The organism is Thermophilibacter sp., from assembly GCF_966187215.1.
On sequence record NZ_CBIFYV010000077.1, the window covers coordinates 1 to 13,857 of the forward strand.

At 67.2% G+C, this 13,857-nt stretch carries 13 protein-coding genes and 1 pseudogene; 11 read left to right on the plus strand and 3 right to left on the minus strand.

The window, feature by feature from the left end:
* From ACWTSU_RS06595 to sufC, 3 genes and pseudogenes are all read right to left on the minus strand, one after another.
* Positions 1-374, minus strand: a pseudogene (locus tag ACWTSU_RS06595) (hypothetical protein); the annotation flags it as partial.
* Entirely contained in the window at positions 371-1,804 is a 1,434-nt protein-coding gene (sufB, locus tag ACWTSU_RS06600) for a Fe-S cluster assembly protein SufB (RefSeq protein ID WP_455139073.1), read from the minus strand. The gene sufB and the pseudogene ACWTSU_RS06595, both read right to left, overlap by 4 nt.
* Positions 1,801-2,583, minus strand: coding sequence for a Fe-S cluster assembly ATPase SufC (gene sufC, locus ACWTSU_RS06605; RefSeq protein ID WP_455139074.1), 783 nt, complete (start codon positions 2,581-2,583; stop codon positions 1,801-1,803). The genes sufB and sufC overlap by 4 nt, the downstream gene beginning before the upstream one ends.
* Before the next feature lie 517 nt (positions 2,584-3,100).
* Between sufC and ACWTSU_RS06610 the strand changes: the two genes are divergently transcribed.
* The 11 genes from ACWTSU_RS06610 to ACWTSU_RS06660 all read left to right on the plus strand — a co-directional run bounded on the left by ACWTSU_RS06610 (position 3,101) and on the right by ACWTSU_RS06660 (position 13,784).
* On the plus strand, positions 3,101-3,835 hold the full coding sequence (locus ACWTSU_RS06610; RefSeq protein ID WP_455139075.1) for a GntR family transcriptional regulator: 735 nt from the start codon (positions 3,101-3,103) through the stop codon (positions 3,833-3,835).
* A 128-nt stretch (positions 3,836-3,963) separates the two neighbouring features.
* Positions 3,964-5,157: a BMP family lipoprotein gene (locus tag ACWTSU_RS06615; protein ID WP_455139076.1), complete on the plus strand. Its 1,194-nt coding sequence runs from the start codon at positions 3,964-3,966 to the stop codon at positions 5,155-5,157.
* 24 nt (positions 5,158-5,181) lie between these two features.
* A complete protein-coding gene (locus tag ACWTSU_RS06620; RefSeq protein ID WP_455139077.1) occupies positions 5,182-6,708 on the plus strand; it encodes an ABC transporter ATP-binding protein in 1,527 nt (508 codons plus the stop codon).
* Between the two features lie 16 nt (positions 6,709-6,724).
* On the plus strand, positions 6,725-7,810 hold the full coding sequence (locus ACWTSU_RS06625; RefSeq protein ID WP_455139078.1) for an ABC transporter permease: 1,086 nt from the start codon (positions 6,725-6,727) through the stop codon (positions 7,808-7,810).
* A gap of 4 nt (positions 7,811-7,814) precedes the next feature.
* Complete coding sequence (locus ACWTSU_RS06630) at positions 7,815-8,729, plus strand: ABC transporter permease (RefSeq protein ID WP_455139079.1); 915 nt, start codon at positions 7,815-7,817, stop codon at positions 8,727-8,729.
* Entirely contained in the window at positions 8,722-9,297 is a 576-nt protein-coding gene (locus ACWTSU_RS06635; protein ID WP_455139080.1) for a cysteine hydrolase family protein, read from the plus strand. Before ACWTSU_RS06630 ends, ACWTSU_RS06635 begins: the two co-directional genes overlap by 8 nt.
* A gap of 1 nt (position 9,298) precedes the next feature.
* A complete protein-coding gene (locus ACWTSU_RS06640) occupies positions 9,299-10,246 on the plus strand; it encodes a carbohydrate kinase family protein (RefSeq protein WP_455139081.1) in 948 nt (315 codons plus the stop codon).
* A gap of 10 nt (positions 10,247-10,256) precedes the next feature.
* Positions 10,257-11,012 carry a nucleoside phosphorylase gene (locus ACWTSU_RS06645; protein ID WP_455139082.1) on the plus strand — a complete coding sequence of 252 codons (756 nt, stop codon included), beginning with the start codon at positions 10,257-10,259 and terminating at the stop codon, positions 11,010-11,012.
* A gap of 37 nt (positions 11,013-11,049) precedes the next feature.
* Positions 11,050-11,841 carry a BtpA/SgcQ family protein gene (locus ACWTSU_RS06650; RefSeq protein ID WP_455139083.1) on the plus strand — a complete coding sequence of 264 codons (792 nt, stop codon included), beginning with the start codon at positions 11,050-11,052 and terminating at the stop codon, positions 11,839-11,841.
* Positions 11,842-11,890: 49 nt separating this feature from the next.
* Positions 11,891-13,033, plus strand: coding sequence for an iron-containing alcohol dehydrogenase (locus ACWTSU_RS06655; RefSeq protein WP_455139084.1), 1,143 nt, complete (start codon positions 11,891-11,893; stop codon positions 13,031-13,033).
* A 34-nt stretch (positions 13,034-13,067) separates the two neighbouring features.
* The gene (locus ACWTSU_RS06660; protein WP_455139085.1) at positions 13,068-13,784 is read left to right on the plus strand and encodes a tryptophan synthase subunit alpha; all 717 of its coding nucleotides are present in this window, start codon (positions 13,068-13,070) and stop codon (positions 13,782-13,784) included.
* The last annotated feature ends 73 nt before the right edge of the window (positions 13,785-13,857 follow it).

The window sequence follows — 13,857 nt, forward strand, 5'->3', positions numbered from 1 at the left end:
GTGACTTTGGTGCCCTCGGGGACGAGCACTCCTGTTTCTGCTGCCTCGCTGTCGCCGACTCTCACCACTTCGTGTTCCTCTCGGCGCGCTCCGCGCGGGACCTCCACGTAGCGGGCGTCGCCGGCCTGCGACTCGGCCCAGGCCGTTACCTCGGGCCCCATGCCGCATGCCACCCCCTCGAAGAGGCGCGGCAGCGCGGCGCGCACCGCGCCGGCGCTCTCGCGCACGGGCACGGTCATCGTGACGTCGTTCACGCGCAGGCGGTTCCAGGTCTGGGCGGGGGCGGCGTTGACGCGCTCGAGCGTGAGCGCGCCAGCGCCCGCGCCCGCCGCGGCACCCCTCGCGCCCGCGCGGTTCTTCTCGGCGGCCGTCATCCTATGGCCCCTTCCATCTCGAGCTTGATGAGGTTGTTCATCTCCACGGCGTACTCCAGCGGGAGCTCCTTGGAGACGGGGTTGGCGAAGCCGTTGACCACGAGTGTGCGCGCCTCGGCCTCCGAGCAGCCGCGGCTCATGAGGTAGAGGATCGTGTCGTCGGAGATGCGGCCGATCGTGGCCTCGTGGCCGACCTGCGCGGTCGCGTTGCGGACGTCCATCGCGGGGATGGTGTCCGAGCGCGAGATGTCGTCCAGCATGAGCGACTGGCAGCTCACCGAGCAGCGCGCGCGGTCGGCGCGGCGGCCCACCACCACCGAGCTGCGGAACGTGTTGACGCCGCCGTCCTTGGAGATGGACTTGGTGTCCACGGTGGCGGTGGTGTCGGCGCCGTTCATGATCACCTTGCAGCCCGTGTCGAGGTCCTGCGTGGCGCCGGCGAACGTGATGCCGGTGAACTCGCAGCTCGAGCGCACGCCGGCGAGGATGGTGGTGGGGTAGAGGTAGCTCACGTGGCTGCCGAAGCTGCCCGAGACCCACTCCATCTTGGCGTCGGTGCCCACGGTGGCGCGCTTGGTGTTGAGGTTGTACATGTTCTTGGACCAGTTCTCGATCGTGGAGTAGCGCAGGCGCGCGCCGTCCTTCACGAAGAGCTCCACCGCGCCGGCGTGGAGGTTGGCCTCGTAGTACTTGGGCGCCGAGCAGCCCTCGATGAAGTGCAGGTCCGCGCCCGGCTCCACGATGATCAGCGTGTGCTCGAACTGCCCCGCGCCCGCGGCGTTGAGGCGGAAGTAGCTCTGCAGCGGGTAGTCCAGGCTCACGCCGGCCGGCACGTAGACGAAGCTGCCGCCGCTCCAGACGGCGTAGTGCAGCGCCGCGAACTTGTGGTCGGTGGGCGGGATGAGCGTGCCGAAGTACTGGCGCACCACCGGCTCCCAGGCGGGATCGTGCAGCGCGTCCTCGATCGTGGTGTAGACCACGCCCTGCTTGGCCACGTCGTCGCGCATGTTGTGGTAGACGATCTCGGAGTCGTACTGGGCGCCCACGCCGGCGAGGCTCTCGCGCTCGGCCTCGGGGATGCCCAGGCGCTCGAAGGTGTCCTTGATGTCGTCCGGCACGTCGTCCCAGCTCTTGGCCTGCTTGGTGTTGGGCGAGACGTACGCCGAGATGTGGTCGAGGTCGAGCCCGGCGATGCTCGGGCCCCAGTTGGGCGCCATCGGCCGGCGGTGGTACTCCTCGAGCGCGTCCAGGCGCATCCGGAGCATCCAGTCGGGCTCGTCCTTCTTGGCCGAGATGGCACGGACGATGTCGGGCGTCAGGCCGTCGGCGTAGCGCTCGTAGCCCTCCTCGGACTTGGTGAAGTCATAGAGGGAGCGGTCGACGTCGGCGACCTCGGTGCGGGCGCGCCCCTCGCGGCTCTCGTCGCTCACTCGGCATCACCCGCCGCGCCGTCCCTCTCGCCCAGCGCGCGCTCGAAGCGCTCGAAGCCGTTGGCGTCGATGTCGGAGATCAGCGAGGCGTCACCCTCGGCGACCATGTGGCCGTGCACCATGACGTGCGTGCGGTCCACGGACAGGCGCTCGAGGATGCGCGTGTTGTGCGTGATGACGACGAGCGCGCCGCCGACCTCCTCGCGGTAGGCCTGGATGCCGCGGCTCACGATGCCCAGGGCGTCGACGTCCAGACCCGAGTCGGTCTCGTCGAGGATGGCGAGCTTGGGGCGCAGCAGCAGCAGCTGGAGCATCTCGATCTTCTTCTTCTCGCCGCCCGAGAAGCCCACGTTGAGCTCGCGCATGAGAAAGCCCTGGTCGAGCTCAAGCTGGTCGGCGATCTGGCCCACGCGCTCGCGGAACTTGCGCGCGGTGGTCTTGAGCTCGGGGCGCTTCTGGCAGATCTCGCGCAGGAAGCTGTAGAGCGGCACGCCCGGGACCTCCACGGGGGCCTGGTACGAGAGGAAGATGCCGGCGAGCGAGCGCTTGTCGGCGCTGAGCTCGGTGACGTCGGCGCCGTCGAAGGTGATGGAGCCGCCGGTCACGGTGTAGGCCGCGTCGCCCATGATGACGTGGCCGAGCGTGGACTTGCCCGCGCCGTTGGGCCCCATGAGCACGTGGCACTCGCCCGCGCCCACGGCGAGGTCGATGCCGTGCAGGATGGGCTTGTCGTCGGCGCCCGCGCTGAGCGAGCGCACGTTGAGCAGCTGGTCTGCCATGGTCCGCCTTTCTCTCGCGGTGCCGCGCGGGCCCCGCGTCGTGTTTGCCTAATTCATAGTAGTGAGCGGGGATTTTCTGGCAAGCGTCAGGCGAGAAAAACCCGTCGCTTCACGATAATTCCTACTTGGAAGGTGGTATTTCGGCACCGGGCGGGGAGGCGGGGTCCGGTCAGCCCCCGAGGGAGCGGCCGCGCGCCCTCGAGCGTCCCGCGTCCGCGGCGTGGCGGGACCGTGGGCGTTCGGTTTCCGCCCGATGGCCCTCCGTGTGCCTTCGTGTTTCGAACCACACAAACTACCGTTTTATAGTTCGGCAAACGAATAGCAGTACATAGCATGATTATCATTCAATATAGAAACTTTCGTTCAGATAGACCAGACCGCGAGCCCATCTGGTATTACCAATTGTCGAGCCGTGTGGGACACTTGCGAACGGCTTGCCCGCCCGCGGAGCCACGGTGGCGATACTGATATTGGACATGACGTTATGACGATGCGACACGGGGGAGGGAGCGACTACATGGCCCAGACGAATCCCGCCCCCAAGTACTTCCTCATCGAGCGCGCCATCATCGAGCGGATCGAGCGCCGCGAGTACCGCGAGAACGAGCCGATCCCCAGCGAGCGCGAGCTCATGGAGAGCTTCGGCGTGAGCCGCATCACCGTGCGCCGCGCGATCGACGAGCTCGTGCATGACGGGCACCTCTACAAGGTGCAGGGCAAGGGCACCTTCGTGAAGGGCGAGGAGTACGACCAGAGCCTGCTCTCCATCACCAGCTGCACCCAGGACGTCATCAACCACGGCATGACGCCGCGCCGCGAGGTCATCTCCGCCGAGGTCATGGAGGCCACGGGCACGCCCTGCAGCGCGCTCGAGCTGGGCCGCGGCGAGGAGGTGTTCCGCCTCGAGCGCATCTACTACGCCGACGACACCCCCATCAACCACACCGTCACGTACCTGCCGTACCGGCTCTTCTTTGGCATCGACCTCTGCGACTTCTCGCAGGAGTCGCTCTACGAGGTCCTGCGCAAGGAGTACCACGCCAAGCTGCTGAACGCCACGAGGACCGTCGAGGCGGCCCTCGCACGGGGCAAGACGGCCGACTACCTCCACGTCCGGCCCGGGATTCCCCTCTTGTACTTCACGTGCGTCACCCAAGGGGAGGTGAGGGGCAAGAGGCAGCCGATCGAGTACTTCAACTGCTGGTACCGAAGCGACAAGTTCAAGTTCTACATCAACCAGGTCTCGGGCTGAGACCTGCGTCCAGAGGGTCCCGTTTTGTGGCACGACGCCCCCGGGAGGGCCGGGGGCGGTGGATACGTCTGTCTCGTTTTCCGGGGTGCGCCCCGGGGGAGACGGGCCAGAGGGAAGGGAAGGGCACTATGAGTCACGAAATCACGCGTCGTAGCTTCCTGGGCATCGCGGGTGGCGTCGCGGCCACGGTCGGGCTCGTCGGCTGCTCCGGCGGTGGCGACGGCGGCGAGGGCGGCTCCGGCGGCGGCGAGGCCAAGCGCGTCGCGGTGGTCTGCAGCTCCGCGGGCAAGAACGACGGCGGCTTCAACCAGCGCGCCGTCGAGGCGGCCCAGGAGGTCGGCGAGGCCAACGGCTGGGACGTCCAGATCATCGAGCCGACCAACGGCATCCCGCAGGCCCTCGAGACGCTCGGCAGCGACGGCTACGACCTCGTCTTCAACATGGAGTACGACTTCGAGGCCCTGATCAACGGCACCGGCGGCGCCGACCCGCTCGCCCAGCAGTTCCCCGACACCACCTGGGTCGTCTTCAACGACAACCCCAACAAGAACGACGACGGCTCGGCCAAGTTCTCCAACGTCGTGTCGGTGCTGTTCAACGTCAACGAGGGAGCGTTCCTCGCGGGCGCGCTGGCGACGCTCGTCAACGAGAACTCCGACGTGCTCTTCGGCGACGGCTACAAGCTCACCGCGCCGGACGCCGGTGGCCGCGCCATGGGCTTCATCGGCGGCACCAACTCCAACGGCATCGTCGTGGAGTCCTACGGCTTCATCGAGGGCATCAACTACGAGGCCGAGAAGCTCGGCGTCACCTATGACTACTACGCCAAGTACGACGCGGGCTTCACCGACTCGGCCGCCGGCGCCACCGTGGCCGGCACCTACTACGACCAGGGCGCCAACGTCGTCTTTGGCTGTGCGGGCAGCGTGGGCGACGGCATCACCTCCAAGGCCAAGGAGGTCGGCAAGCTCGCCATCCAGGTCGACGACAACAAGGACGACCAGCAGCCCGGCTACGTCCTGACCTCGGTGCTCAAGAGCACCGGCGTGCCCGTGAAGTCCATCTGCGAGGCGCTCGCCAACGACGACATGGCCAGCATCGACAACGAGATGAACTACTCCGTGGCCACCGGCGCCACGGGCATCACCGACCTCGCCACGATCTCTGAGTACATCGAGGAGGGCGGTCAGGAGACCTGGGAGCAGATCAAGGCGGAGATCGATGACCTCACCGGCAAGGTGGGCTCCGAGATCCAGGTCGTCAACGCCCAGATCGGCGAGACCTTCGATCCCGCGAGCTGCCCGAACGTGAACATCCAGTAGCGGCCGATTTGGGGCGTGGCAGACATGAGCATCATCAAGACGATCGGATTGACCAAGAAGTTCGGCGACTTCGTCGCCAATGACCACATCGACCTCTCAGTCGACGACCAGGAGATTCGCTGCATCGTCGGCGAGAACGGCGCGGGCAAGTCCACGCTGATGAACATGCTGTACGGTCTGCTGCGCCCCACGAGCGGGCAGATCCTCATCAACGACACGCCCGTCTCCTTCGCGAGCCCCGTAGACGCGATCGCGCACGGCCTGGGCATGGTGCACCAGCACTTCAAGCTGGTGCCCAGCCTGACCGTCTACGAGAACGTGCTGCTGGGCGCCGAGCTCAGGCGCTCCGAGCACTCGCCGTTCATCGACACGGCGCAGGAGATCAAGGAGGTCTCCGCGCTCATCGAGAAGTACAAGTTCGAGCTCAGCCCCACGGACAAGGTCGAGGACCTGTCGGTCGGCGCCCAGCAGCGCGTGGAGATCCTCAAGATGCTCTACCGCAACGTCGACATCCTCATCCTCGACGAGCCCACGGCCGTGCTCACCCCGCAGGAGGTCGACGACCTCATCGTCACCCTGCGCGGCCTGCGCGACCAGGGCAAGACGATCATCATGATCACGCACAAGCTGCGCGAGGTCATGGAGCTCGCCGACTCGGTGACCGTCATCCGCCGCGGCAAGGTGACCGGCAACGTCCTCACCAGGGACACGAGCGAGGCCGAGCTCGCGCAGATGATGGTCGGCCACGCGGTGGCCACCGTCACCAACGACCCCGACGCCCCGGACGCCTCCGACGAGGTGGGCCTCGAGGTGAGCGGCGTCTGCACGATCAACGAGTACGGCAACGAGGTGCTCCACGGCGTCGACCTCACCGTGCACAAGGGGGAGGTCCTCGGCGTCGCGGGCGTGGAGGGCAACGGGCAGTCCGAGCTCGTGAAGGTCCTCACCGGCCTCATGACCACCACCAAGGGCAGCGTGCGCCTGCTCGGCCGGGACGTCACGGGCTGGTGGCCCGACCAGCTGCGCCGCGCCGGGATGGCCATCATCCCCGAGGACCGCTACGAGGACGGGCTGTGCGCCACGATGAGCGTGGCCGAGAACTCGGTGGCGGGCTACCTCGACCGCAACGGCGTGACCAGGAGCGGCCTCATCGACGTGCGCGCGATGCGCGCCCGCCGCGACGAGCTCGTCGAGGCCTATGACATCCACGTGGGCGACATCGAGGGCGAGGTGGGCCAGCTCTCCGGCGGCAACGCCCAGAAGGTGATCGTGGCCCGCGAGCTGGAGAGCGGCGGCTCGGTGCTCATCGCCTGCCAGCCCACGCGCGGCGTCGACCTGGGCGCCGCCGGCTTCATCCACCACAAGATCCTCGATTTCCGCAACGCCGGTAACTCGGTCCTGCTCGTCTCCAGCGAGCTCTCCGAGGTCATGAGCCTCTCCGACCGGGTCATCGTCATGTACAAGGGCGCCGTCGTGGGCGAGGTCGACCCCAAGGTCACCTCCAACACCCAGATGGGCCTCCTCATGGCCGGCATCACGGACGCAGCGTAGCTAAGGAGTCGGAGCCATGAAACTGCACATTATGGGGAGGCGGCTGCTCAACTCGATCCTGCCGGTGCTGCTCGCCTTCGTCATCGGCGCGATCGTGATCGTGGCCATTGGCGAGAACCCCCTCGAGACCTACGCGATCCTCTTCGAGAAGTCCCTGCTCACGCCCCGCGGGTTCTTCACCACCCTGCACTATGCGAGCCCGCTGATCCTCACGGGCCTGGCCATCGCGGTGACGTTCAAGGCCAACATCTACAACATGGGCGTCGAGGGCTCGATGCTTCTGGGCGCGTTCTTCTCGGGCATCGCGGGCGCCTACCTCCCGGATACGCTGAACCCCATCGCCATGCAGTCCATCTGCCTCATGGTGGGCGTGGTCTGCGGCGTGCTCTTCGCGCTGGTGCCGGCCCTGCTCAAGGCATACCTGCACGTGGACGAGATGGTCGTCACGCTCATGCTCAACTACGCCCTCTCCAAGGTGCTCGAGTTCCTCTCGACGGGCGTGTTCCGCGACCTGAGCAGCGGCTACGTGTCCACCCCCGTCATCCACGAGAACGCGATGTTCGGCCGCATAGCCGGCCTCAGGATCACGCCGTTCTTCTTCATCGCCATCGTGGGCTTCGTGGTCATGCTCGTGGTCATGAAGCGCTCCAAGCTCGGCTACGAGATCGACGCGATGGGCAAGAACGCCGAGTTCGCTGAGGCCACGGGCATGCGCGTCAACCGCAAGATCATCCTGCTCATGGTCATCTCGGGCGTGCTGTCGGGCCTCGCCGGCGCCGGCTGGATGATGAGCGAGAAGTTCCACTACACGCTCGACTTCTCGGGCAGCCCGGGCCTGGGCTGGGACGGCATGCTCGTCTCGCTGCTCGGCGGCCACTCGCCCGTGGGCGTCATCATCGCGGCGGTGCTCTACGCCGCCCTCAAGACGGGCGCGGACAACATCAACATGTACTCGTCCGTGCCCAAGGAGATCGTCTCGGTCGTCCAGGCCCTCATCATCCTGTTCCTTGCCGCGAAGTTCATCGACGAGCGCCTCGGCCTGCGCCGTCAGGTCTCGGAGTGGCTCGCCGCGCGCAAGGCGGTCAGCGGAGAGGAGGCGTAGGGACATGGAGCTCATCGGCAACATCCTCTACGACACCGTCTATCACAGCGCCCCCATCATCCTGTGCGTCATCGGCGGCGTGTTCGCCTACAAGGCAAACGTCCTCAACATCGCCCTCGAGGGCATGATGCTCATGGGCGCGTTCATCTCGACTCTGGTCGCGGCCCTCACGGGCAACCTCGTGATGGGCGCGGCGGCCGCCATCGTGGCGAGCCTGGCGCTGGGCGTGGTCTTCTCGTTCATGGGGGTCACGCTCAAGGGCAACGTGATCGTCATCGGCCTCGCCATCAACCTGCTCGTGCCCGCCATCGCCGGCTTCGTGATGGTCATCATGGGGACGTCCAACATCACGGTCCCCGGGCTCAACGTGGCCGACCTGCAGATCAACATCCCGCTGATCGGGCAGATCCCCATCGTCGGGCGCATCCTCTCGGGGCACCCCCTGCTCACCTACGTGGCCTTCGCCGGCATCGCCGTCATGTTCGCGGTCATGTACAAGACGCGCTTCGGCACCTACGTGCGCGTGGTGGGCGAGAACGAGGACGCCGCCCGCAGCCTGGGCCTCAAGGCCAACACCTACAAGTACGTGGCCATCCTGATCGGCGCGGTCTGCTGCGCGCTCGCCGGCATCAACCTCTCGACGGAGCGCATGGGCATGTTCACCAACAACATGACCGCCTCCCGCGGCTTCATTGCCATCGCGGCCATCTACTGCGGCCGCGGCGACCCGCTGTCCTCCTCGCTCTACGCGATCATGTTCGGCTTCGCGCGCGCCCTCGCCATCAACCTGGCCATCTACGCGGGCCCCGCCTCCGGCCTCTTCGACGTGATCCCGTACGTGCTCATGGTGGCGGTCCTCGCCGTGGTCTCCGTGGCCCAGCGCCGCAACGTCAGGACGAGGGGGTTCTCCAATGGCTAGGGACGACGGCACCGCGCTCGTCATCGTGGACATGGTCCGCGACTTCACCGACCCCGACGGGCTGGTCTTCTACCCGCAGAACCGCGAGGTCCTGCCCCGGATCGCCGAGGTGCTCGCCAAGTGCCGCGAGAAGGGCAAGCTCGTGATCTTCCTGCAGCACTGCAACCGCGCGGGCAAGGTCGACGAGAAGGCCGCCGCAATGCGCCCCAACTGCATAGAGGGCACGCCGGGCATCGAGATCGACCCGATGCTCGAGGTGGACGCCGAGCGCGACTACGTGATTCGCAAGCGGCGCTACAGCGGCTTCTTCGGCACCGACCTGGACCTCGTGCTGCGCGAGAACGGCATCCGGCGCCTGATCGTGGTGGGCACCAAGACCAACTGCTGCATCCGCGCCACCGTGACCGACGCGTTCTACCTCAACTACGACCCGATCGTGGTGCGGGAGTGCGTGGCCACCAACTCCGACGTGGTCAACCAGGTCCACCTGGACGACATCGCCAAGTACCTGGGCCGCGTGGTGTCCGAGGACGAGCTCTTCTCGATGCTCGACGAGGGGGTGATCTGACGTGGCGTGCCAGGTTCTGACGAGCGGCTACGTGAGCATGGACCACATCGTCAAGATCAAGAGCCCGGCCCGCGTGGGCCACACCTCGCTGATCGACAACAGCACCTGCGCGACGGTGTTCTACGGCGGCTGCCACGTCAACATCGCCTACGCCCTGTGCCGCCTGGGCGTGAGCGCCATGCCGATCCTGCGCGTGGGGCCCGACTGGGAGACCAACGGCTTCCGCGCCTTCCTCGAGGGCGCGGGCGTGCCGCTCGACGCGACCACCGTCGTGGAGGGCGAGGCCACCTCGGTCTGCTACCTCATCGAGGACAACGAGGGCCAGCACGTCACGCTGTTCTACCCGGGCTCCATGGACGCCCGCTACCACCGACCGCTGGACGACCGCCTCTTCGAGGGCGTGCGCTACGGCGTGGTCACGGTGGCGTCGCGCCCGGACAACGAGGAGTTCTTCCGCAAGTGCCGCCTGCACGGCGTCCCCGTGGTCTTTGGCATGAAGGCCGACGACGACGCCTTCCCGCGCCCGTTTTTGGAGGAGCTGCTGCTCAAGAGCCGGGTCATCTTCACCAACGAGAGCGAGCGCGCGGGCATCGAGCGGCAGTTCGGCCTCGGCTCGATCACCGAGCTCATGGAGCGCGGCGAGGCGCGCGTGATCGTGACCACCTACGGCGAGCGCGGCAGCCAGTTCTGGCATATGCGCGACGACGGCTCGGTGGAGACCGCGTGCGTGCCCGTGTGCCAGTGCACCGAGGTCGTGGACACGGCCGGAGGGGGAGACGCCTACATGTCGGGCTTCCTCTACGGGCTCGTCAACGACCGCCCGCTCGAGGACTGCTGCCGGATGGGCTCCACGCTCTCGTCGTTCGTCCTCGAGCACGAGGGGTGCTGCACCGGCGCGCCCGACCTGGATACGTTCATGAGCCGCTTCGAGGCCTTCAGGGCCTGTTAGGAGGTATGGGATGGCAACGCTCTACATGGGTGCCGACCGGGACACGGTGGCCCCGTACGTGATCTTCTCGGGCGACCCGTGGCGCGTGGAGGTGCTCAAGAAGTACCTCGACGACCCCACGCACGTGGCCTTCATGCGCGAGTTCAACACCTACACGGGAACCTACCAGGGCATCCCCGTGACGGTGTCGTCCACCGGCATGGGCGCCCCCACGGCGGCGATCGCGATGGAGGAGATGTACGAGGCCGGCATGCGCGTGGCCGTGCGCATGGGCACCTCGATGTCGCTCGACGACGACATGCTCGGCAACTTCATGATCCCCATCGCCGCCATGCGCCGCGAGCGGACGAGCGCCACCTACGTCGAGCAGGCCTACCCGGCCGTCGCCGACGTCGAGCTCGTCAACACGATGAACGCGGTCGTGGCGCGCCACGGCAAGCGCTACGACAACGGCGTCTTCTGCACGATGGACGGCTTCTACACCCAGATGCACGACTCGCGCTTCTCCAAGGAGTTCGGCCGCGACATGTCCGCGACCTTCGACGAGCTCCGCCGCCTGCGCGTCTCGGGCGTCGACATGGAGACGTCCTGCATCCTCACCGTCTGCCGCCTCATGGGCGTGCGCGCCTGCGCGCTGACCCTCTGCACGGTCCTCGAGAACCTCAAGGACACGATGAAGGGCCAGGAGCGCGCCGACGGCGAGGACCTGCTGTGCCGCGTGGCCCTCGAGGGCATCGCCGACTACCACCGGGCGCACGAGTCCTAGCGCCCGCGCGAGATACCGTCACGGAAAGGAAGGAATCATGGACATCAGGAGCGTCATCTCACAGGGCAACAAGTTCGTCATCGGCATGGTCCACTGCCTCGCCCTGCCGGGGACCGCGGAGTTCGGCGGGGACGTCAAGAAGATCATGGACCAGGCCGTGGCCGACGCCCTCACGCTCGAGCGCGCCGGCGTGGACGCCGTGATCGTCGAGAACATGAACGACAACCCCTTCGGCGCCCTTCTCGACACGCCGCAGGTGGCGGCCCTGTCCGCCGCCACGGCCCGCGTGCGCGACGCGGTGAGCATCCCGGTGGGCGTGGACGCCGCGTTCAACGACTGCGTGGCGTCGCTGTCCATCGCCAAGGCCAACGGCTGCCAGTTCGTCCGCGTGCCCGTCTTCGTGGACACGGTGCTGTTCACCAACGGCCTCATCGCGCCCTGCTCCAAGCTGTGCATGGAGACCCGTCGCAACCTCGAGGCGACCGACGTGATGGTGCTCGCCGACGTGCAGGTCAAGCACAGCCACCCCGTGATCGAGGTGCCCGTGGAGACCTCGGCCAAGGAGGCCGTGAGCTGCGGGGCCGACGCGATCATCGTCACCGGCTCCGCCATCGGCGTCGAGACCCCCATCGACATGATCCGCCGCGTGAAGTCCGTGGTGGACGTGCCCGTGATCGCCGGCAGCGGCGTCAAGGCCGAGAACATCGACGACCAGCTCAACATCGCCGACGGCGCCATCATCGGCTCGAGCCTCAAGAAGGGCGGCGACGTCCACAACCCGATCGACTACGACCTCGTGCGCGAGGTCCTCGACGCGCTCCACAAGTAGGATCCACTGTCCGATCGGCGGGGGACCGCCGGGAAAGGAAACACGCAAAATGATGCGTCCCATGAAGCTGGCCGGCAGCGAGCTGATGTTCGGCGACGGCTGCCTCGAGTACATCAAGTCCGTGCCCTGCGAGCGCGCGATGATCGTCATCGGCGGCTCGTCGGTCGAGAAGAACGGCACGCTCGCCACCGTGGAGGGCTACTTCCACGAGGCGGGCGCCGAGACCACCGTCTTCCGCGGCGTGGAGCCCGACCCGCACTTCTCGACCGTGCGCCGCGGCGCCGACGCGATGCTCGAGTGGCAGCCCGACCTGATCTGCGCCCTCGGCGGCGGCTCGGTCATGGACGCGGCCAAGACCATGTGGGTCATCTACGAGCACCCCGAGCTCGACTCCCTCGAGAAGATCCTGGCGACCAAGCCGCTGCCCAAGCTGCGCGCCAAGGCGCGCTTCATGTGCATCCCCTCCACGAGCGGCACCGCGAGCGAGGTCTCGCGCTCGGTGGTCATCTCCGACGACGAGACGGGTCACAAGCACGGCATCGGCGACATGGAGATGATGCCGGACATCGCCATCGTGGACCCGCAGGTGGCTCGCACGATGCCCGCCCACGTGACGGCCGAGACGGGCATGGACGCCCTCACGCACGCCGTCGAGGCGCTCGTCTCCAACCGCGCCAACTACGTGGCGGACGTGCTCGCCGAGGCGGCCGCGCTCGACATCGTCAAGTGGCTGCCGCGCGCCTATGACGACGGCGACGACATGGAGGCGCGCGAGATGATGGCCAACGCCTCGATGGTCGCCGGCCTCGCCTTCACCAACGTCTCGCTCGGCATCGTGCACTCGATGGCGCAGACCATCGGCGGCTTCTTCCCGGTCGCCCACGGCCGCCTCTGCGCGATCCTCATGCCCTACGTCATCGACTGGAACAGCGCTGACGCGCGCGCCAAGGCGGTCTACGACGCCCTGGCCGCCAAGGTGGACGCCACGGACTTCGCGACCGTGGTGCGCGACCTGAACCGCCGCGTAGGCATCCCCACGCTGGCCGAGGCCATCCCCGACAAGGACGCCTACTTCGCCAACCTGCAGCAGATGGCCGAGATCTCGCTGGCCGACGGCTGCACCAAGACCAACCCGATCATCCCGACCGTCCCGCAGTTCGCCGAGCTCCTCGAGAAGGCCTACCTCGGCTAGCGCCGGCGCGCGCGAGCGACAAGAAAGGACACCCATGAAGCTGATCGCCTACCTGTGCAACGGCTACCCCACGCTCGAGGCGAGCGCGGCGATGGCCCGCACCTACGTCGAGAGCGGCGTTGACACCATCGAGATCGACTTCCCGTCTCGCGACCCGTTCCTCGAGAGCGAGCTGATCGCCGGGCGCATGGCCAAGGCGCTCGAGGCCTGCGACGACTACGACCGCTACATGGAGGAGATGGCCGCCGTCAAGCGCGACCTCCCGGGCACCGAGTTCATCCTCATGGTCTACGAGAACGTGGTCGAGGAGATCGGCGTCGAGAAGTTCACCCGGTTCTGCCTGGACAACGGGTACCTCGACATCATCCTGGTGGGGCTGAAGGACGACACGATCAAGAACCAGGTCATCGACGCGGGCCTGCGCGTGAGCTGCTACGTGCAGTTCCACCTGCCCGAGGACGAGGTCTCCTACGCGCTGTCCTCCAACGGCTTCACCTACCTGCAGGCCGTGCCGGCCGAGGGCCAGGCCACGCCCGAGCACCCCACGCTCAAGTCGTGCATCGACTACCTGCGCGAGCGCGGGCTCACCAACCCGATCTACTGCGGCGTGGGCGTGCACACCCCCGAGGTGGCGGCCCAGGTGAAGGCTGCCGGCGCTGACGGCGCCTTCGTGGGCAGCACGATCCTCAAGCTCCAGGACGACCCCGAGGCGCTCGCCGCCAAGATCGCGGAGTTCAAGGCCTGCTGCTAGCCGCCGGGGCGCGCCCGGCGACGGACTCGGCTTCTCCCCCTTTCCCGTTTCCCGGCTCCGGACCTCAGGTGCC

Bases quoted from the DNA above. Each gene is read 5' to 3' on its own strand.
- sufC (WP_455139074.1), bottom strand. From the start codon at position 2,583: ATGGCAGACCAGCTGCTCAACGTGCGCTCGCTCAGCGCGGGCGCCGAC.
- ACWTSU_RS06610 (WP_455139075.1), top strand. From the start codon at position 3,101: ATGGCCCAGACGAATCCCGCCCCCAAGTACTTCCTCATCGAGCGCGCC.
- ACWTSU_RS06615 (WP_455139076.1), top strand. From the start codon at position 3,964: ATGAGTCACGAAATCACGCGTCGTAGCTTCCTGGGCATCGCGGGTGGC.
- ACWTSU_RS06620 (WP_455139077.1), top strand. From the start codon at position 5,182: ATGAGCATCATCAAGACGATCGGATTGACCAAGAAGTTCGGCGACTTC.
- ACWTSU_RS06625 (WP_455139078.1), top strand. From the start codon at position 6,725: ATGAAACTGCACATTATGGGGAGGCGGCTGCTCAACTCGATCCTGCCG.
- ACWTSU_RS06630 (WP_455139079.1), top strand. From the start codon at position 7,815: ATGGAGCTCATCGGCAACATCCTCTACGACACCGTCTATCACAGCGCC.
- ACWTSU_RS06635 (WP_455139080.1), top strand. From the start codon at position 8,722: ATGGCTAGGGACGACGGCACCGCGCTCGTCATCGTGGACATGGTCCGC.
- ACWTSU_RS06645 (WP_455139082.1), top strand. From the start codon at position 10,257: ATGGCAACGCTCTACATGGGTGCCGACCGGGACACGGTGGCCCCGTAC.
- ACWTSU_RS06650 (WP_455139083.1), top strand. From the start codon at position 11,050: ATGGACATCAGGAGCGTCATCTCACAGGGCAACAAGTTCGTCATCGGC.
- ACWTSU_RS06655 (WP_455139084.1), top strand. From the start codon at position 11,891: ATGATGCGTCCCATGAAGCTGGCCGGCAGCGAGCTGATGTTCGGCGAC.
- ACWTSU_RS06660 (WP_455139085.1), top strand. From the start codon at position 13,068: ATGAAGCTGATCGCCTACCTGTGCAACGGCTACCCCACGCTCGAGGCG.